We start from the raw sequence: 19,059 nt of genomic DNA, 5'->3' as shown, positions 1-19,059 counted from the left end.
TAGCAATGATCGGTTTGGTTCTTGTTACCCATGGCCGCTTGGCTGTGGAATTTATCACGGCCATGGAACATGTTGTAGGCCCGCAAAAAGCGATTTTATCTGTCTGCATCGGCCCTCATGATGACATGGAACAGCGGCGTCAGGACATTGCCGACTCCATCGAAAAAGTCGAAAGCGGGGACGGCGTTATTATTCTGACCGATCTGTTCGGTGGTACGCCATCCAATCTCGCTATCTCCTTGATGGACAAGCGCAAGGTCGAGGTGATTGCAGGGGTAAACCTGCCTATGCTCATCCGGCTTGATGGCGCGCGTAAATGTATGGACGTGAAAGATGCTGTTGCCGCTGCCAAGGAAGCGGGTCAAAAATATATCAGTGTCGCCTCGGAAATATTGGGCAGCGACGCGTGAGCGAGCATCGCAAGACTGTAACCATTTCCAACAACCGCGGTCTGCACGCCAGAGCCAGCGCAAAATTTGTGACCTGTGTGAGTAAGTTTCCTGATGGCCTGTCCGTCAAAGTGAGCAAGGACGGTGTTGAAGTAACCGGCACATCCATCATGGGGCTTATGATGCTGGGCGCAGCCAAGGGCGATAATGTTGACATCATTGTCACCGGAGAAAATGCCGAAACCGCGTTGGAAAAGCTCACCGGATTGGTCGTCGATGGCTTTGGTGAAGATTAAGGGCTGATATAGTCCATCCCGAAAGGCCCACTCCGATATGATCCAAACAGAACGTCGCCAGATTACCGGCTTTTCCAACCCGACGATCAAACGGCTGAGAAGCCTGCGCGAGAAGAAACATCGCAAACGGGAAGGCCATTTTCTTGCTGAAGGCTTGCGTATCCTGACCGAAGCACTGGACGCGGGAAAAACCCCGAAGCTGTTGATCGTTGTCGAGGATACAGAACTTCACCCCCTCGCACAGAAAATTGAGCAGGCAACTTTTGAAAGCGGCGGCGAAGTCATTGAAACCAGCGAAGCGATTATTGCCAAATTGTCCGGCAAATCCAATCCGCAATCCATTATCGGCATTTATGAAGACCATCCAACTGCTCTGGATACTCTGGATCGCAGCGCGTCGGGCATCTGGATGGTAGCGCAGGCGCTGCGCGACCCGGGTAATCTAGGCACGATTTTACGCACCGGAGATGCCGTGGGGGCTGGCGGATTGATACTGATTGACGATTGTGTCGATCCTTTTTCGGTTGAAGCTGTGCGCGCCAGCATGGGGGCGATATTTACCCAGAAAATTGCCCAGGCGCCGTGGGATGATTTTCTGGAGTGGCTGCGAAGCGGAGAGGGACAACTTATCGGGACCAGCCTGAATACCGACAAAGATTACCAGTCCGTTCAATATAATGCTCCGGCCTTTCTGTTGATCGGAAACGAAGCGCAGGGCCTGCCACAGGAATATGAAGCGGCTTGCGATCTGCTGGTCAAAATACCGATGATGGGCAAAGCAGACAGTTTGAATGCCGCTATTGCAAGCGCTGTCATGGCTTATGAAGTGCTTAATCAAAGCAGAAAATAATAATATATTTTAATATTTCTCTATATGCTATCATGTCACCGGGAGAAAGTGACATGAAAAAGATTTTATTGACTATATCAGTTCTGCCTTTTTATTTGACTGCTTGTGGCGCAGAGCCACAAACACCTCCGGCAGCAGAAGAAATACTGACTGATTATAAAGCTCTTGGAACAGAACCATTTTGGGGCGTTGAGCTCAAGGATGGTCAAATCATCTATACATCGGTTGAGGGCACGAATGACTTTTCTCTCCCTGTCGAACGGATGAAGAAAACCGCAACCGGATGGGAAATCAGAGGTTTTAGCGATCAGCATAATATCACCCTCACCATCGCATCGGATGAAAAATGCAGCGATGGTATGAGTGACCGCCAATATGCGGACTCGGTGAAAGTAGCAGTCAGCAATGCCGGTTATCTTACCGGTTGCGGCGGCGATATATTATCCGGTCCCGAAACCAGTGCGGATAGCCCTAGCTAAAAACCCGGCTATCCACAGAAAACCGCCTATTCGCTTGCTTCATTTTTGGACGTCGGACTATCTTTATCGCTGTCATCTTCGATCATCGCGGTTTCGGCTTCGTTCGAATAACGCGGTAGAGCCTCAATCTCGGCGACGGGGTCGAGGTCTTTCTTGCCCGTTTCAATGTTCAGTTCCGCAAATTTGCGGCCTGTTGCCATGACATTCCGTTCAAAACTGCCAACAAATTTATTATAATTGCCAACCGCGCTGCCCAGTCCCGACCCCATGCGTTTAAGATGCTCACCCGCCACGGCAAGCCTATCATACATTTGCTTGCCCAATTGGCCAATCTGCTTGGCCTCTGCGGCCATTTTCTCTTGCCGCCAGACACCAGCGACAGTCCGTGCAATCGCGACCAGATTAGTAGGCGTTGCAAGTAGCACCTTTTTCTCAAAAGCATGATCCCAAAGCGCCGGTTCATGTTCCAGCGCAGCAGAAAGAAAATGCTCACCCGGAACAAACATGATCACATAATCGGGCGCATCTTCAAACTGGTCCCAATATGCCTTTTTAGACAGGCCATCGATATGCGCTTTCATCGAGGTGCAATGCCGGGCCATTGCAAAATCGCGTGCGGTATCATCCTCTGCTTCAAAGGCATCCTGATAATCATTAAGCGATACTTTCGCGTCAATCACCAGCTTGCGGCCACCGGGCACATTGATTATCGCATCCGGCCTTAACCGCCCTTCATCGGTGTCGATGCTATGCTCTGTGACAAAATCGGTATGTTCCGCCAAACCACAGGTTTCGAGCACATTTTTCAACTGTTGCTCGCCCCAGCGGCCACGCGATTTCGGCGCGTTACGCAAGCTGTTAACAAGTCTCGCCGCCTCTTGCTGCACCCGGTCCTGCCCCTGTCGCACCTGTTCAATGGTCGCAGTGATCCCGGCATAGGATTCGGTGCGCTCCTTTTCGATTTTGCGGATGCTTTCTTCATAGGCGGTCAGACGGTCGTTCACCGGCTGTAACAGCTTTGCTATTCTTGCTCCGCCCTTCTCATTGGCTTGGTCAAACCGCTGATCCGCGCGCTCCAGGAACTGGCGCTGCGCTGTTTCAAGCATTTTTGCACCCACCTCGGAAAATTGGGCTGACAACGCTTCTTTCGCTTCAACCAGTTGCTTCAATTGTTTGTCATGGTTGCGGGCGTCTGCTTCCAATGTTGCGATTGTTTGCCGCGCGGTATCGCGGTCTTCACGGATCGCGTCGCGTTCTGCACGGGCTTCATCACGTTCCGCCTGTACGCCGTCCAGCATCGTTCGCAGCGACGCAATGGTATCCTCCGCCGCTTTGGTCGCAGAGGCAGCCATACGGCTACCGGCAAACCAGCCTGCCCCCAGACCGATAACCAGCGTGAAAACAGCAATAAGCAGTGCAGTGATAGCGTCCAAGACAACCCCCTTTAAGCGGAACGAAACAAGAACCTACATTGGAATTGCACCACTTGCAAGAAGGCTTTTTGGTTCAGAAGTTTAGGGGTCGCAGGTTTGCAAACCGAGCGGTCAGGCCGCTTCTTTGCGGTATTTCGCCAGTTTTTTCAATACCATCTGCCGTTTCAGGCGAGACAGATGGTCGATGAACAATATCCCTTCAAGATGGTCCATCTCATGCTGCAAACAGGTGGCAAGCAGGCCGTCCAGCTGTTCTTCATGATGTTTGCCCGTTTCGTCCTGCCAGCGCGCGGTGATGGTGGCGGGGCGCTCAACATCGGCATATTGTTCGGGCACCGACAGACAGCCTTCGCTATAGACGTTCAGCTCTTCCGAAGGGTCAATAATTTCGGGATTGATGAAAACACGCGGATCGCGCACTACTTCATGGTCATGGTTGCAATGCTCGCCATGCTCGTGGTCATGCTCCACCGGCTCTTGAAGGTCGATAACCAGTATCCGTTTGGGCACGCCCACCTGAATCGCGGCCAAGCCGATGCCCGGCGCATCATACATGGTTTCAAACATGTCAGCGATCAGCGTTTTCAGATCATCGTCAAACGCGGTAACCGGCTCTGAAACAGTTTTCAGACGCGGGTCGGGAACTTCAAGGATCGGTAAAATGGCCATGACCTAAATTTAGGCATTGTGCCCGATTTCGTCAAGCTCCTCTATTGCTCAACCGCTGATTATCGGCCTTCGTGAGCGCAGCGCCTGCGCCAATGTGCCCTCGTCCAGATAATCCAGCTCTCCGCCCACCGGAATCCCGTGGGAAAGCTGGCTGAGGCGGAGCGGATAATTTTCAAGCCGTTCAGCGATATAATGCGCGGTCGTCTGTCCCTCCAGCGTCGCATTCATCGCCAGAACCACCTCATCGATGCCGCCCGATTCCACTCGCTTTATCAGCTTGTCTATCGCAATATCTTCGGGCCGCACACCGTCAAGCGCTGACAACCGCCCGCCCAGCACATGGAACTTGCCGGGAAACAGCCGCGATTTATCGAGTGCCCAAAGGTCCGAAACCTCCTCTACCACACAAAGCGATTTTTCATCGCGGCGCGGATCGTTACAAATCTGGCAGGGGTCCTGCGTATCGACATTGCCGCAAACCGAGCAAGTGACCAGATTGGCGTGAACCTGTTCCATAGCTGCCAAGATCGGCTTCATCGTCGCTTCGGGACGCTTGAGCAGATATAGCACCGCGCGCCGCGCAGAGCGTGGCCCCAAACCGGGAAGTCTGGAAAGGGCCTGAACCAGATTTTCAATCTCTTGTGATGCCATGGTTTGACCATTAGGGCCATGGCCCCTGCACTGCCAACAAAAAACGCTATCCACTGCTTGGAAGACAAAATCATGCTGTCCTACAGCGGCATGTTTCGGTAGGGAGGCGACATGAGACATTGCATCAGCAAAACCGTTATATCCAACGAATTAAAAATGGATTCCGCGCCGGATGCCCCGGCTAGAGGGCGTGTGAAATATGTGAACTTTGGATTGCCTCCGCGTCAAAATCGACCTGTGAATTGTGTGAACTTTGATGAAGGCAAAAGCGGGAAGTTGCACAAAATACCACCTGTGAATTGTGTGAACTTTGAAGCTCTGAATAATTTACAACGGGTAGCATTATGACGACAGAATATCCTGGAAAGCGGCGGATTGCCTATATGGGCACGCCCGAATTTGCGGTTCCCGCCCTTCGCGCACTGCATGAGACGGGGCATGAGATTGCTGCCGTCTATTCACAGCCTCCGCGCCGTGCGGGACGGGGAAAGAAATTGACCCCCTCCCCCGTGCAAAAAGCAGCTGAGGAATTGGGCCTGACCGTTCGCGTGCCGGTTTCGTTGAAAGACCCAGATGCACAAGCGGAATTTGCAGCGCTAGATCTGGATACTGCCATTGTTGCCGCTTATGGTCTTATTTTGCCGCAGGAAATATTGGACGCGCCGCGGATGAGCTGTTTGAACATTCACGGATCGTTGTTACCGCGCTGGCGTGGAGCGGCCCCGGTCCAGCGGGCTATATTGGCCGGTGACGAACAAACCGGCATTACAATCATGCAAATGGAGCGCGGGCTAGATACCGGACCAATGCTGCTTAAGGCACAAACTCCCGTGGCCGAGAAAACCGCTGGCGAGCTGACCGATGAACTCGCACAAACCGGCGCAGACCTGATGGTGCAATATCTGTCGGACCCAGCCAGATATTCGCCCGAAACACAGGATGACGCACTGGCCACCTATGCCAAAAAAATTACCAAAGAAGAGGCACGGATCGACTTTGCCCAAGGCGCGGAACAGGTGGTGCGTCAAATACGGGCCTTTAACCCCGTGCCGGGCGCTTTTTTTGAATATGATGGCGCGCGCTACAGAATACATAGTGCCATAATCCACAGCACACCGCCCCACGGCGAACATGGCGAGGCCCACGATAATAGCGCACCGGGCACCGTAATTAACGACAAGCTCACAATCAAATGCAGTACCGGCGCGATTACACCGGCCCTGATCCAGAAAGCCGGAAAGCCCAAAATGGCTTTGGCGGACTTTCTTCGCGGGACAAATATTCCTGAGGGCGCAAAAATTGGCTGATTTTTTCCTGATAATAACGTCCGTTAGCGGTACATCCGCCAATGTATTAACCGTTAGTGGCGAGCCTGTCGAACCACGCCTGTCAACCGCGAAACACCCTTCGCCAAAATCAGTATTAACGGAGCAAAGCCGATGACCCGCTTTGCGCTGACGCTTGAATATGATGGCCGCCCGTTCATGGGCTGGCAACGGCAGGACCATGGCCCCAGTGTCCAGCAGGCAGTGGAAGAAGCCATATTGTCCATCACACAGCATAATGTGCGCGTCCATGCCGCGGGTCGCACCGATGCGGGCGTCCATGCTTTGGCCATGCGGGCGCATTTTGATCTCGATACTGCGTTAACGCCCTTTCGCCTGAAAGAAGGGATAAATGCCGGACTACGCCCGCATCCGGTAGCGGTGCTGGCTTGCGAAATTGTGGATGATGACTGGCATGCCCGCTTTGGCTGTACGGGTCGGCGGTATATGTATAAAATTACCAACCGCCGCGCACCGTTAACGCTCGACAAGGGGCTTAGCTGGCAGGTAGCACCTGCGCTGGATGCGGGTAAAATGCATGATGCAGCGCAAATATTGGTCGGACAGCATGATTTCACGACTTTCCGGTCGACCCATTGCCAGGCGCAAAGTCCGGTCAAGACATTGAGCAATATCTCCGTGACCCGCTTTGGCGAAGAAATAGAAATCGAAGTCGCGGCGCGATCATTTCTGCATCATCAGGTGCGCTCAATGGTCGGATGCCTGAAACTGGTTGGTGGAGGGCGATGGACCCGCGATGATTTGCACAAGGCGCTGAAAGCCAAAGACCGCGGCGCACTGGGCTTTAACGCGCCGCCCGACGGGCTATATTTTGTCGAGGCGGTTTATCCCGATTAGAGCGGGAATAAACGCGAAAGCGACTTGTCGAGCATCAGCAATTGCCAAAGCAAACGGCTGTTATCGGACTTTCCGGCAATATGGTCATCGGCAATTTTATATAGTGCTTTTTGGTCAAACCAGCCTGTTCGGGACAGCGCCCCGGCACCGGAAATCTGACGCGCTTCATCGGCCAGCGGCCCACGAAACCACTGCGCGATCGGTGTCACAAAACCCATTTTCGGGCGATAGAGAATGTCCTGCGGCAAATAGCGCTCCATGGACTTTTTCAGCAAATATTTGCCCGTCCCGCCGCGAACCCGCAAGTTGGTTGGCAGACGGGCAGCAAATTCCATCAGCTTGTAATCCAGCAAAGGCTCCCGCGCTTCAAGGCTTACAGCCATGCTGGTCCGGTCCACTTTGGTCAGTATGTCCCCGGGAAGCCACATTTTCATATCGGCATATTGCGCCTGATCCAGCCCGTTACGCGCGGGGGCTTGCTCCATCAGCGCTATCATGCGGGACTCCCCTTGATAGCCGGAGAGCTGCTGCGCCATGCTGTCGGAATATATCGTATGTCGCCGCGCAGGAGTGGTCACACCAACAGCTTCGGCATAGCCCTGCGCTCCGGTGCGGGCGAGTGACAGTAACGTCGATTTCGCGCGCAAGGGGCGCGGTGCCCAATCGGCCTTGGGATACATCCGGCCTAGCCATCCCAAAGCGGGCCCGCGGATGGATTGCGGGATCAGCCCCCTCACCCGCTCCTCCGCATGGTGAAACACGTGGCGGCGATATCCGGCAAGCGCCTCGTCCGCTCCGTCGCCTGACAGAGCCACGGTCACATTCTCGCGGGCCAATTCCGCCACCCTATATGTCGGCAATGCCGATGCATCGGCAAAAGGTTCATCAAAATGATCGGCCAATATATCGATCAAGCCAAAATCATCAGCCGCAACCATGCGTGAGCGGTGATCGGTCTGAAACCGCCGGGCCACCTGTTCGGCATAGCCGGTTTCATCCAGTGAGGCCTGATCAAAGCCGATGGAACAGGTTTTGACAGGATGACGGCTTTCCTCGGACATCAGGGCGACAACCGCGCTACTATCTACCCCGCCGGACAGAAACGCGCCCAGCGGCACATCTGCTATCATCCGCGATCTAACCGCATCGCGCATCAACGCTATCAACTCTTCTTCGAGTTCCGCCGCCGAAGCCTTGCTTCGTCCGCTGAAATCCATGTCCCAATATTGGATCGGGGCCGGTTCGCTCTTGCCCTGTTGCAGCAACAGATAATGGCCGGCGGGTAGTTTTTTCACGCCCTTAACCAGCGAAGTCTGATCCGGCACATATCCAAACGCCAGATAGTCGTCGACCGCGCGAACATTGGGTTCCCGTCGCAACAGGGGATTGGCAAGCAACGCTTTCAGCTCGGACCCGAAAATTATGCTGCCATCCGATACTGGCGCATAGAAAAGCGGTTTTACGCCCAGCCTGTCCCGCGCCAGAAACATCTGTTTGGTGCGCTGGTCAAATATCGCAAAGGCAAACATGCCATTAAGCCGTTTAAGACAATCGGTTCCCCATTGCCGCCACGCATAAAGAATAACCTCTGTATCGCCACTGGTCGAGAATCGGTGGCCAAGCGATTCGAGCTGGGCGCGAACCTCGTGGAAGTTATAAATCTCTCCATTATAGCTGATAACCTGCGCCTCGTCGGTGGTCAGCATCGGCTGTGCGCTGCCTTCCAGATCAATGATCGACAGGCGGCGATGGCCCAAACCGACACCCGGAGCGGTCCAGATACCCGATCCATCAGGGCCGCGGTGCGTCAGGCTATCGGTCATTTTACGCAGGCGCGAGGGATCAACCGGCTTGGCCGTTTCCAGATGAAATATTCCCGCAATGCCGCACATGAATTGCGCCCTAGCGCAGCCCCGCCATTTCGTCAGCCAATTTATCAATCCGACCAAGTGCTTGCCGGAAACTATCCATTGCCAGCCTTGGCCCCTTCTCATCGACCTTTTCAGCCGAGACCAGCACAGCCACTGCCTGTTGGTTGCCCCCAAACAGTCTGGATTTCAGGGTGGCGACCTTCACAGCCGTTCCGCTGCCCGTTAATATGCCGCCAACGCGGTAGAAGGATTGAACATCGCGAACCACCGGCCCCGGAGCGGTAATCTGGATCGCATTACCAGATACCGGATTCGGCAAGTTACGCGTCCACGACCATTTGGTGCCGGGATCAAGAGCGCCTTGCCCATATCCTACTATTTCGCGCCCCTCTTCCTGACGATCATAAACAGCTATGGCCAGATCAACCTCATCGCCGCTAGTCTTGTTACGGTAGCGGCCCAGCAAGTGATGGTCCGCTCCGTCAAAACGCGGTGCCCAATCATATCGCGGTCGATAGTCTACACGCTCCCAGCCTGCCACTTCTGGCAATGCGATTTGATCCGGCACCGGAGAGCTTTGTGTAGCCAGAGCAGAAGTCCAGAGCACCGGAACCGCAATAATCACAGCCATAGCGATCATTGCCACGGCGGGTTGCAGTTTCGACTGGCGGAAACGGCTTTGCTCTATCGCATCACCATCAATCATCTGTTCATCAACTTTACGGTCAAAAAAAGGCCAGCCAATCGCCATCAACAACACCAATATGAACGCAAAGAAAAACCAGCCATAGAAGATATGATCAAATCCCGCCGCAAAATCCGTGCTGGTGTGATGGGCTATATAGATTGTTCCAAACGCCCTGATGCCATTGCCGATAATTGGCACTATAAACGCCGCAATCATAAACAAGACGCGCCGCCGCCAGCTTTTGAAGCAGATATTGCTAACGAGCGCACCATAAGCAATCATCGCAATCAGAAACTCAATGCCCGAACAAGCCTCCGCCACCTCAAAATAGCCCGTCGGAGTCGAGATAAAAATGCCGTCAATGAAGGCTGGAATATTTACCCAGCCCAAAAGGAACATCGCCATATCCGCGGTGACTGTCTGCAGGAACGGAACAAACTCCTCTCCGAAAGGTACAAGAAAAAAGCTGTAAAACAGTGGGAAAATAAGACCACGTACAACCTTGGCCCCAAGTAAAGTCATAACCGCGCCTTGCAGCATCATTACAAGCCCAAGCTGGCGCGCAAAGGAAACACCCGCCGCTTCTCCCAGCAACCAACCCGTAGAGGCAGCTCCTATCCACAGCAATCCTGGGGTCCAAATCGTCGGAGTAATTTTTGCCAGTTCATTCCGCCGCTGGAAAACTAACCAGATGATGATCGGAAGGATCAACAAGCAATGATTATAGGTCGAAATATTCCACCAGTTATCAATCATATTCAAAGCATCACGCGAGAACAGAATGAGGATTCCCGCTGTCGCAAATCCCAGTAGACGTAAATGCTTTGTCCAGAGATCCGAACGACTGGAAACAGGCGAGTCTATTATATTTGCTTGCTGGCTGACCACTGCGTTGCTCATTTCGCCGTTTCGCTCATATCGCGTGCATCAATGCCACACAGACTATTTATGTCCGCTAGCCTGCTTTCCCAGCAATATTTTGCTCGCATAAGCGCAAAGGCATTTCGGCCAAGGGACGCTGCCTTTTTGTGATTTGCCAACAATTCACACACCAGCTTAGCTTCATGATCGGGATTTTGGGCGATACAAAAATCTTTGCCATCCACCGCTTCAATCCCCTGCGCTGCTGCGACAGAGGCGACGACAGGCTTGCCCAAGGCCATCGCTTCAAGCACCTTATTCTGAATACCGCGCGCAATGCGTAGCGGGGCGACCACTATGTCCGCAGCTTTTAACCAACAGCGAATATCATCAACCCCGCCTGTCACTATCGTGCCATTCACTCCATCGAACCGAAGCACATCAGCACTCGGCGCTCGCCCGGCTATGATAAAATGGGCATCCGGATAATGATTCAATATCTTTGGCATCACCTTTGCCGAGAAACTGGTGACGGCTTCCACGTTCGGGCGATAATCCATCTGCCCGGTAAATAATATCAGCGGGCCATTCTGAACATGGGCCTTTTTCCGCATGATGGCTTCTACTTCATTAGACGCATCTGGCACTATATCCGGATCGTAAAAATCAAGATCAATACCGTTGCCAATTGCCTTCACCTTGTCATCCAGACCCGACCGCGACCGGAACAACTGCGCTTCGGCTTCGCTAACAAAAAGCGAATAGTCAGCCGCTATCGCTATTTTCTGTTCAAAAGCACGTAGCAATCTTCCTTCACGCTGGTTGATCCACCCCATCGGGCCGGAACCTGCTTCCGCATAGCTTTCAAATTTCGCGCTATCGACATCGGCAAAATCCATTACCAGACGGCCCGAATATTCCGCAGGGACAAATTGCGCCATTTGTCCGGAAAACACGAAAATGCAGTCAATCGTCCCGATATTTAATGTGTCGCGCACATAATTGCGGATCTTTGCACTATCGAATGACGTCAATGAGACCGGCTTTCCGGTAGCAAGAGCTTCAATCCCCGCTCGCCAATTCGCCTTGTTACGCCGGACAATCTGCACTGAAGCCAATGATGATTTTATATCGCTATCTGTCAGCGCTTCCGCTTCGTCATCGGCGAAACAAGCCAGATGCACCGACGCATGTTTGACCATCTTTCGCAAAATATGATGTGAACGAATCTTATCTCCGCGATTTGGTGGCCACGGGACACGATGGGCCAAAAATAATATTTCTCCCACTAGCCAAGACCTTTGGCAATGAAGGGGCCAAGACGATTGGCTACAGAAAGCGGAAGCTTTTGCCAAAGAGCGACTTGCAGCCGATATTTCGGACTCATCGGGTTAACATCCCGCGCGGCCTCTCCATCTGCTGTGCGAATGGCATAGGTTAATGGCTCCGGTTCAAAGCCCCAATTCTTCTTGAATGCATAAGCGCCCGTCCCAATCTTGGAGCGCCCGAAATCAAACCGCCGGCAACCGCGCCGCCGGGCATGGTTCATCAGCGCATAATACATAATATCATTGGCCCGTAGGCGCCGTGCATCATATGTACCACCGCCCCAATAAGGCATGACAGTTCCGCCATGATAAAGGCTCAAAACGCTGGCGACCGGCTCCCCCCCGCTCAGCACAGTCAATATGTCAGCATCCTGGCCGAAAGCATCCATGACTTTATCAAACAGGGCTTTGGGGAATACAGGTGTGCCAAGATTGCGAACACTTTCCGCATAAATACGGTAATGATCTAAGCGATCAACTTCCTGCGTTCCCGTCCGAACGACCAGATCGTTTTTTAACCCCTTGCGGACTTCTGCCCGCTGTTTACGCGGAATAGCCAGTAATTGCTTTTCGTCATCATCTTCCAGTTTCGCGGCAAAGCCTGCATAGACACCCGCATCATTCTGCCATTTACCGCGCGGTATCGGCCCGCCGCGTAGCTCAACGGTCGGAAAACTATGTATCTCTGCAAAATCCCACACAGCATCGGCTATTATTTGTGCCGCCTTATCAGTAAGACTCAATATTCCGCCGCCAACAGCAAATCCCGATGATACCAGCGCCCGACCGAACAAAGCGGAGTGGATCAGGGTTAGCGGAACTATGCCTTGTAATACTCCCTCAATATCTTCGACCATCATATAACGCCAGTCATGGCCGCATGCTTTTGCGCTGCTCAACAGCCAAGCCGGGCGATGGAAAGCCGTGCCGTCTGCATGATCGTTGACGAACTTATCAATCCGGGCCAATTCATTGCGATCTTCCCGGTCCAATATGCGAACCGTCATAGCATTTGGTGTGAAAGGCATATTCATTGTATCCGCCCGGCTTCTGATGCGGCCAGCTCATCCATTCTGCCCCAGATATGGTCCTTACCCACACGAACCAGCTTGGAGTGCATCGCGCTTAATCTGCTATAATGGCGCAGCTTTGATTTGATCGGTGCATTACCAACTCGCGGTTGGCCGGGATCTATTTCCCATGGATGGAAATAGAATATCGCACTGCGGCCATCTTCCTTTTGCATCTTGCGGATGGCCCGATCATAAAGACCATAAGGGAGCAGACGAAAAAAACCGCCCCCGCCTGCCGCCAATATCCTTTTTCCAACCCTTACCGTTGTCACGGGCAGTTCGATCAAATCCGATCCCGCAACCGGCTTCCACGCAAAACGCGGTGATCCGTTCCAGCCATAATGATCATGTCTGATCGGTGCGACACTTGAAGAATAACGATAGCCCTGCTCTGCCAGTATTTCATGCGCCCACGGCGTGCGCTGGTCGATTGAAAAGCTTGGTGCGCGATAACCTGTCACCGCCTGTCCTGAACTGTCTTCCAAAATCTTGCGGCTGCGGTTCAGGTCGTCGCGGAACTGGTCCGGCGTCAGTGTATATATACGCGCATGGTCATAGCCATGGCTGGCTACCTCATGCCCTGCCGATGCAATGCGCTGCATCAACGCCGGATAGCGTTCCGCCACCCAACCTAGCGTGAAAAATGTGGCTTTTATTCCCGCTTCTTCAAACAGATCGAGAACGACGTTGCTGTTGCGCTCGACCCGGTGCTCCAGATTGTCCCAATCGGCGCGGCTGATTACCGTTTCAAACGCACCAACCTGAAACCAGTCCTCAATATCCACGGACATAGCGTTACACAGTGCGCTTTCTGATTTCCTGTTATCTTTCGCGAAATCAGAACTTATAGGCTGAGGGATACTGGATTTAGAGCCAGTGGTTTCAAGCCGCGCGTCCTGCATTAACATAGCTTTCTTTGCTGCGGATATCATTTTCGACCCAATCGACCAGCATAGTCAGAACGCGGTGCACATTTTGTTCATGATCACCCATTCGCGATTCCAACGACGCCAGTTTGCTGTTTATACTGTCTAATTGCGCCATAATTTTATCATCCGGTTCTGCTATGGCAGCAGCTACCGGCTCTCCATCTGGCTGAGAAGCATTTTGCGAGACAGCCGCGGTCTGATCGATCAGTTCCTCAGAAGCCTTAGCATCGGGCACATGTGCTGGTTCTTTCCGCTCGGGTTTTTTCCATAACGGGCTTTTCCCGGATATTGCGTCATCTGAAATATCTTCTACGCTCGCCGTATCGAACGCATTTGTATCAATAGCGTTTTCAGGATCAGCGATATCGACTTCTTCACCGTTTAGATCCGCCAGCACGCGGCGGACGAGCGCCTGATCAATTAAGTCCGCATGCTCAACCGCACCCATCAACATAACACGGCTCATCAAAGTGTTAATTTTGCGCGGAACACCTTTTGTTTCATCATAGAGCAAAGCGAATATATCCGAAGTTATTTTCGGGCTACCGGACCAACCGCTTTTAGACAATCGATGAGTGATATATGGTTCTACCTCATGCGCTTCCATCGGGTCGAGATGGTGATGCGCGATCACTCGCTGACGCAATTGTTCCAGCCGGTCGGATTGTTGAAGCATATCACGAAATTCAGGTTGGCCGAGCAGGAAGATTTGCAACAGCGCCTGACCACCGAGTTGAAAATTCGATAACATACGCAATTCTTCCAATGCGCCGGTCGGCAAGTTTTGCGATTCATCCACAATTAACAGGCATCTGCGTCCGGCGCGGGCTTCATTGTGCAGAAATTCTTCAAACGCGTTCAATAACTGCGCCTGATTCATGCCCTCTGTATCAATATCAAAATGATTCGCTGCGACCCGGACAATATCTTTGCTATCCAGCTTTGTGGTTACAATATTGGCAGCGGTCAGGCGTTGCCGGTCTATGGTTGCCATCAGATGGCTGACCAATGTCGTTTTACCAGCGCCAACATCGCCTGTAATGACAATAAAACCTTCTCCTTGTGCCAGACCATAGCCAAGATAGGACAGCGCCTTCCTGTGGGTCAGGCTTTCATAATAATAATGCGGATCCGGTGTCAGTTGGAACGGCCTGCTTTTCAGTCCATAAAAGGTTTCATACATACCGATGTCTCCCACTAGCGGTGATTGGGTTAAAATTCATATTGCAGGCCTAACAGAGCCGAAGCCGTAAGCTCGCTGTCAAAGCCCTTCTGCCGAAAGCTATCAATGCCGATCGCCGCGGTTCCATTGAGCCGGGGTATTATCCGGCGATAATAAGCCGCGTTCATGCCAAGTCCTAACACATTAGCTGCACCGGCGAAGCCGCTATCAAGCAAATTGGCGTAAACATTTGTACCAAAACTCGACCGGGCATCAATTTGGCGACCGATTGAAAGGTTCACGAAATAATTTTGGTCAACCAAGCCATCCACTCCTGCCAATCCACCCAATTGCGAGGCAAAAAAGCGACGGCGGGCATATCCGGCAGCGACCGAGCTATTCCAGCCGTTATAATTATAGACTAGCTGAGCATTTACCCCGCGAGTGCGAAAGGATGCTGATGATGCTGATTGTAGCGCATCATTGAAACACAAGTTGCTCGTTTGGCCATATGCACAGCCGTTCAGCTCCCCGCTAAGCGGATTGCGGACGCTCGAAAAGCTGGTTCCCAAGGATGCCAGATTGTCGTTCAGCAAACTGCTGAAACCCGATACCGTGTCATATACTGCCACGTTCAACGATGTATATTCATTCGGCCTGTAACCAAGGCTTCCGGTATATGTTGTGCTGCCATAGCGTCGTCCGATCCGGGCTTCCAACGACGTCCGGCTGCTAGGGCGCCATAATACGCCAGTATCCCAGATAAGCCCGTCCTGATCATAAGACAGCATGCGCGGGGATGCCTCATCTGTCACCAGCCGCCCGTCATCATCCGTTATCGGATCGCCGTTTATGTCACGCAGAACATCGCGTTCGGTAATCTCAATATCTTCATAGCCAATGCTGCCAACCACTGCGAGAGTGGGTGACACGGGTAGCGTGATATTGCCGCTTATATATTTACCCTCGAACCGCTGATCCAATTGACCGGCATCCTCGCGCTCATATCCGGCTCCGACACTCCATCCAAAGGGGAGTTCGCCAGGGCGCATGCCCACGCTGACACTGGCTGAATGGCTAACGCTGTCATCGAAAATGTCTATCGGCAATTGGCCAGGTGGCAATAGACCGGAATCTTCGCTCTCCACTTTGGTATAGCCGACCCGGTAATTGGCACTGACACCTAGCATACCGATATTGGTCGTCAGCGACGGACCAGCATAAAGCGAATAAACCTGAGTAACATTGTCGACATTTCCGACCGTATTAGTTGGCGCACTCCCGCGTAGATCAACACGGCTACGCGTTGCCAGTCCACCCGCCTCTATCGCCAGAACATTTGGCACAATCTGTACCTGTCCCCGCGCCAGTCCGCTTATGATGTCATCATCACCAATATCATCCTGATAGAAAAACCGGCGTTCATAGCGCAAGTTCACCTGCGCCTCTGCCTGACGGGTCTGGATGGATGATTCAACCCCGGCAGCAACAGTGCTATAAGTCAAAACGTCCGAACCATCTTTCAGGTCCGCGACCAATATCTGCTGCACTTCCAGATAGGGCACCACTTCAACATTGCGGTCACGAGCCTGCAATGGCTGCACAGCCGCAACCATCAGGGCTGCCGAAACTGCTCCGGCTTTCAAAACGTGCATAGTCTTAGTCAAGACTCCCCCCCATAACCATAATAGGAACCAAAATTCCGTCCGGTGGGAGAGAATTTCGTGCCGTTCAAAAGCAATTGTATATTGTCACAGACCGCCAGTAGGCCCAGCGCATCACGCAATGCGGTTTCTGTAGTTTCATCCGCTTTGACGACCATCACCACTTGACCGACATGGGCCGCAAGAGCGGACGCGGGAGAAGCGGATAGCGCAGGCGGCGAGTCAAAAATTACGATCCGGTTCGGATTGTTGCGGGTTAATCGGTTAAGCACTTCACCTGTTCGCGAAGATGCCAGATATTCTGTGTCGGCATTGGTCTGTTCCCCCGCAGGGAGGATTGCCAAACCGGCAATATCAGTATGGATAATGCAATCCTCTATCGACAATTGCGGATCGGCAAGTACATCCATCAATCCCTTGCTGCCCTCCAGACCAAGGCTCGACAATATGCTTGGCTTGGCGAAATCAGCATCGACCAGCAAGACTTCATGATCTTTCTCTGCCGCAATGGATAGCGCCAAGTTCAGTGCACAAAATGTCTTGCCCTCATTGGGATGGGCCGAGCATATCAATATACGCTCACCATGGCGAACCGGCTCGTGTTTCGCACTGCCTTTTGCCATCAATAGCAATTGACGTTTGATGATACGAAATTCCTCTGAGATTGAGGTAACAGGACCATCCGGCACCACAAAACCGGCCTCGCGCAGTCTATCACGATCAACGATAACGCGCGGACCATCATAAGCACTGGCGTGATCGGGCGCGCGCCAAGATGTGGTCGGCACAACCTGGCCTTCCCCGCTTTCTGGTGACAAAGTTTCGGGCGGTAAAATTTCGGGACCATAGTTTTGATTTGGTCCGCCTGTTTTTGACGGCACATAATCATAAATCTGTGCTGCGCGTTCAAGCAACGATCCGGATTTACTGAGGGGTTTATATTTATTCATCTGCTTTCCTCAGGCGACCATGCCGCGTTGGATAAATTCAACGACCATTAGTAGTGCAAATACGCCCAGCAGGCCTCCGCCTGCACTGTAAAACAGCCGCATTTTCTTTTGTCCGATGGCGCGTTGTTCACTTGTCATAACCTGCGATACTGACCCGATAACCGGTAATCCGCTGGCTTTCTCCAGTCGTCCGGCAGTCGGATAAGTGGTCTGCAATTGACCCATGGCAAATGCCGCACCCACACCTCCGCCCAATCCGACGAACAGGACCAGTGCAAGCAATAATGGGCGGTTCGGCGCAGCAGGCGTGCGGGGACTGGACGGGGGATCAATAACTTTAAACTTTATTGCATCCGTTTCCGTTTCTACCTGTCCGCGCAATTTAATCTGCTCCCTATCCTGTAGCAATTTATCATATTGGGCCTTCAGGACATCATAATTGCGATTAATCCGTGCCATTTCAGCAGCCACGCCCGGTTCCAATGTCTGCTGGGACGCATATTGCGCCATATCCGCTTGAATGGCGTTTTTCCGTGCTTGCAAGGCCGCGACAGCAGCTTGACGCTCCGCACGCATAGATTGCAAACTGCTATAAGCGGGATTGGGAGTTCCATAATTGGCCCCACTACCTTTGGGGGTTGCGGCAATTTGTTTATTCAGCGCAGCAATCTGGTTTTTCAGGGCAATGATGTCCGGATGGCTATCGGTCCATCCACGCGCGCGCGCCGAGGCCAATTCGCCCTGCGCTTGCGCCAGTTGGCTTCGCGCGCCGCCAGTAGAGCCAGAAGTGGCAATGGTCGCAGGTGTGCCGGATAGCTGACCATTTAATGCGGCAAGCGCACTGGAAGCCGAAACCAGTTGCGATTCAATCTGCTGTAACTCTGCGCGTGATGCCTCCATGCGCTGGCTGATCGATCCAACCCCGGGCAGCAATCCCAGATTTTCTGTCTCGAACTGCACCCTTTTCTGTTCTGCTTCCTGCAAGGCTTTTTCCCGGGCAGCGAGTTGTTCATCCAGAAATTTTAGAGTTTCCTTGGTTTCATTCCGATCACCGGAGAGGTTGGTTTCTACAAAAATATCAATGAGCTTCTGGACAATTTTACGCGATAGAACGGCATTTTCTGCATCCGAAAAATTGCTGGCCGATGATGTAGCTATTATTTCAAACAGATTGTCTTTTTCTGATTTTATTTCAATATTCTTGCGTAGCATCTCGACCTTGCCTGCCATTTCGCGGTCACTTTCCACTGAAAGGTTCAGGTCTGTTCCACGGACAACTTTTTCCAGGTTTATTGTCGAGGTCAGTGTTTCTTGAATCCGGTCCAAGTCCCTTTTACGATCGCGCGATTCAATCCCGACTTTGTCAGAAAGGATTGATTGCATCTCGACAGAAATCCGTGCCCGCGATTCATAGCTATTCGGGATCAGCGCAACCACTAGCCAGCCAAGCAGACAAATGCCCCATGCCACGGCCAATGCAAGCCAGCGCCTGTTCCAGACGCTGTGTATTATTACCCGAAATTCATCATAAAGGCCGTTCATTGGTCTTTTCGATCCCTGTCTGTTAAACGATCCTGTTTAGC

General features: G+C 52.5%; 18 protein-coding genes. 6 read left to right on the top strand and 12 right to left on the bottom strand.

All coding sequences use genetic code 11. The features are described from left to right. Nucleotides 1-5: 5 nt before the first annotated feature. From AB1K62_RS03160 to AB1K62_RS03145, 4 genes are read left to right on the top strand one after another with little or no spacing between them, the layout of a single operon-like run. Nucleotides 6-410, top strand: coding sequence for a PTS sugar transporter subunit IIA (locus AB1K62_RS03160; protein WP_367001175.1), 405 nt, complete (start codon nt 6-8; stop codon nt 408-410). After that, on the top strand, nt 407-685 hold the full coding sequence (locus tag AB1K62_RS03155; protein WP_367001174.1) for an HPr family phosphocarrier protein: 279 nt from the start codon (nt 407-409) through the stop codon (nt 683-685). Before AB1K62_RS03160 ends, AB1K62_RS03155 begins: the two co-directional genes overlap by 4 nt. Nucleotides 686-722: 37 nt before the next feature. Continuing rightward, a complete protein-coding gene (locus AB1K62_RS03150) occupies nt 723-1,535 on the top strand; it encodes an RNA methyltransferase (protein ID WP_367001173.1) in 813 nt (270 codons plus the stop codon). 53 nt (nt 1,536-1,588) lie between these two features. After that, the gene (locus AB1K62_RS03145) at nt 1,589-2,014 is read left to right on the top strand and encodes a hypothetical protein (protein WP_367001172.1); all 426 of its coding nucleotides are present in this window, start codon (nt 1,589-1,591) and stop codon (nt 2,012-2,014) included. Between the two features lie 26 nt (nt 2,015-2,040). Here AB1K62_RS03145 and rmuC read toward each other — a convergent pair whose 3' ends face one another. The 3 genes from rmuC to recR form a co-directional block, all read right to left on the bottom strand. Next, a complete protein-coding gene (gene rmuC / locus AB1K62_RS03140) occupies nt 2,041-3,447 on the bottom strand; it encodes a DNA recombination protein RmuC (protein ID WP_367001171.1) in 1,407 nt (468 codons plus the stop codon). 111 nt (nt 3,448-3,558) lie between these two features. Then, nucleotides 3,559-4,116 carry a peptide deformylase gene (gene def / locus AB1K62_RS03135; protein ID WP_367001170.1) on the bottom strand — a complete coding sequence of 186 codons (558 nt, stop codon included), beginning with the start codon at nt 4,114-4,116 and terminating at the stop codon, nt 3,559-3,561. 48 nt (nt 4,117-4,164) lie between these two features. Next, on the bottom strand, nt 4,165-4,767 hold the full coding sequence (gene recR / locus AB1K62_RS03130) for a recombination mediator RecR (RefSeq protein ID WP_367001168.1): 603 nt from the start codon (nt 4,765-4,767) through the stop codon (nt 4,165-4,167). A 344-nt stretch (nt 4,768-5,111) separates the two neighbouring features. Here recR and fmt point away from each other — a divergent pair, with 344 nt between their 5' ends. Together fmt and truA are read left to right on the top strand one after the other, a co-directional pair. Continuing rightward, nucleotides 5,112-6,074, top strand: a complete 963-nt coding sequence (gene fmt, locus AB1K62_RS03125; RefSeq protein WP_367001165.1) for a methionyl-tRNA formyltransferase — start codon at nt 5,112-5,114, stop codon at nt 6,072-6,074. Nucleotides 6,075-6,206: 132 nt separating this feature from the next. Beyond that, nucleotides 6,207-6,950 carry a tRNA pseudouridine(38-40) synthase TruA gene (gene truA / locus AB1K62_RS03120; protein ID WP_367001163.1) on the top strand — a complete coding sequence of 248 codons (744 nt, stop codon included), beginning with the start codon at nt 6,207-6,209 and terminating at the stop codon, nt 6,948-6,950. Here the strand turns inward: truA and AB1K62_RS03115 are convergent. From AB1K62_RS03115 to AB1K62_RS03075, 9 genes are all read right to left on the bottom strand, one after another. Further along, nucleotides 6,947-8,842, bottom strand: coding sequence for an XrtA/PEP-CTERM system amidotransferase (locus tag AB1K62_RS03115; protein WP_367001160.1), 1,896 nt, complete (start codon nt 8,840-8,842; stop codon nt 6,947-6,949). The genes truA and AB1K62_RS03115 overlap by 4 nt on opposite strands. A 10-nt stretch (nt 8,843-8,852) precedes the next feature. Further along, complete coding sequence (gene xrtA, locus AB1K62_RS03110; RefSeq protein WP_367001158.1) at nt 8,853-10,409, bottom strand: exosortase A; 1,557 nt, start codon at nt 10,407-10,409, stop codon at nt 8,853-8,855. Beyond that, nucleotides 10,406-11,641 (bottom strand): TIGR03087 family PEP-CTERM/XrtA system glycosyltransferase, encoded by a 1,236-nt coding sequence (locus tag AB1K62_RS03105; protein ID WP_367001156.1) that lies wholly within the window; start codon nt 11,639-11,641, stop codon nt 10,406-10,408. The genes xrtA and AB1K62_RS03105 overlap by 4 nt, the downstream gene beginning before the upstream one ends. Nucleotides 11,642-11,658: 17 nt before the next feature. Continuing rightward, nucleotides 11,659-12,732 (bottom strand): FemAB family XrtA/PEP-CTERM system-associated protein, encoded by a 1,074-nt coding sequence (locus AB1K62_RS03100; protein ID WP_367001154.1) that lies wholly within the window; start codon nt 12,730-12,732, stop codon nt 11,659-11,661. Continuing rightward, nucleotides 12,729-13,562 carry an XrtA system polysaccharide deacetylase gene (locus AB1K62_RS03095; RefSeq protein WP_367002050.1) on the bottom strand — a complete coding sequence of 278 codons (834 nt, stop codon included), beginning with the start codon at nt 13,560-13,562 and terminating at the stop codon, nt 12,729-12,731. The genes AB1K62_RS03100 and AB1K62_RS03095 overlap by 4 nt, the downstream gene beginning before the upstream one ends. Before the next feature lie 91 nt (nt 13,563-13,653). Then, nucleotides 13,654-14,883, bottom strand: coding sequence for an XrtA/PEP-CTERM system-associated ATPase (locus tag AB1K62_RS03090; RefSeq protein WP_367001152.1), 1,230 nt, complete (start codon nt 14,881-14,883; stop codon nt 13,654-13,656). A 29-nt stretch (nt 14,884-14,912) separates the two neighbouring features. After that, complete coding sequence (locus AB1K62_RS03085; RefSeq protein WP_367001150.1) at nt 14,913-16,517, bottom strand: hypothetical protein; 1,605 nt, start codon at nt 16,515-16,517, stop codon at nt 14,913-14,915. A gap of 8 nt (nt 16,518-16,525) precedes the next feature. Further along, nucleotides 16,526-17,476, bottom strand: coding sequence for an AAA family ATPase (locus AB1K62_RS03080; protein WP_367001148.1), 951 nt, complete (start codon nt 17,474-17,476; stop codon nt 16,526-16,528). Between the two features lie 9 nt (nt 17,477-17,485). After that, complete coding sequence (locus tag AB1K62_RS03075; RefSeq protein WP_367001146.1) at nt 17,486-19,018, bottom strand: XrtA system polysaccharide chain length determinant; 1,533 nt, start codon at nt 19,016-19,018, stop codon at nt 17,486-17,488. Nucleotides 19,019-19,059: the final 41 nt, after the last annotated feature.

The sequence above is a fragment of the Parasphingorhabdus sp. JC815 genome (assembly GCF_040717415.1).
In the GTDB taxonomy this organism is placed as follows: domain Bacteria; phylum Pseudomonadota; class Alphaproteobacteria; order Sphingomonadales; family Sphingomonadaceae; genus Parasphingorhabdus.
This window is presented reverse-complemented; position numbering and strand designations above follow the sequence as displayed.

Coding starts and splice junctions, on each gene's coding strand:
- AB1K62_RS03160 (WP_367001175.1), top strand. CDS start 6: ATGATCGGTTTGGTTCTTGTTACCCATGGCCGCTTGGCTGTGGAATTT.
- AB1K62_RS03150 (WP_367001173.1), top strand. CDS start 723: ATGATCCAAACAGAACGTCGCCAGATTACCGGCTTTTCCAACCCGACG.
- AB1K62_RS03145 (WP_367001172.1), top strand. CDS start 1,589: ATGAAAAAGATTTTATTGACTATATCAGTTCTGCCTTTTTATTTGACT.
- def (WP_367001170.1), bottom strand. CDS start 4,116: ATGGCCATTTTACCGATCCTTGAAGTTCCCGACCCGCGTCTGAAAACT.
- recR (WP_367001168.1), bottom strand. CDS start 4,767: ATGGCATCACAAGAGATTGAAAATCTGGTTCAGGCCCTTTCCAGACTT.
- fmt (WP_367001165.1), top strand. CDS start 5,112: ATGACGACAGAATATCCTGGAAAGCGGCGGATTGCCTATATGGGCACG.
- truA (WP_367001163.1), top strand. CDS start 6,207: ATGACCCGCTTTGCGCTGACGCTTGAATATGATGGCCGCCCGTTCATG.
- AB1K62_RS03115 (WP_367001160.1), bottom strand. CDS start 8,842: ATGTGCGGCATTGCGGGAATATTTCATCTGGAAACGGCCAAGCCGGTT.
- xrtA (WP_367001158.1), bottom strand. CDS start 10,409: ATGAGCAACGCAGTGGTCAGCCAGCAAGCAAATATAATAGACTCGCCT.
- AB1K62_RS03100 (WP_367001154.1), bottom strand. CDS start 12,732: ATGAATATGCCTTTCACACCAAATGCTATGACGGTTCGCATATTGGAC.
- AB1K62_RS03095 (WP_367002050.1), bottom strand. CDS start 13,562: ATGTCCGTGGATATTGAGGACTGGTTTCAGGTTGGTGCGTTTGAAACG.
- AB1K62_RS03090 (WP_367001152.1), bottom strand. CDS start 14,883: ATGTATGAAACCTTTTATGGACTGAAAAGCAGGCCGTTCCAACTGACA.
- AB1K62_RS03085 (WP_367001150.1), bottom strand. CDS start 16,517: ATGCACGTTTTGAAAGCCGGAGCAGTTTCGGCAGCCCTGATGGTTGCG.
- AB1K62_RS03080 (WP_367001148.1), bottom strand. CDS start 17,476: ATGAATAAATATAAACCCCTCAGTAAATCCGGATCGTTGCTTGAACGC.
- AB1K62_RS03075 (WP_367001146.1), bottom strand. CDS start 19,018: ATGAACGGCCTTTATGATGAATTTCGGGTAATAATACACAGCGTCTGG.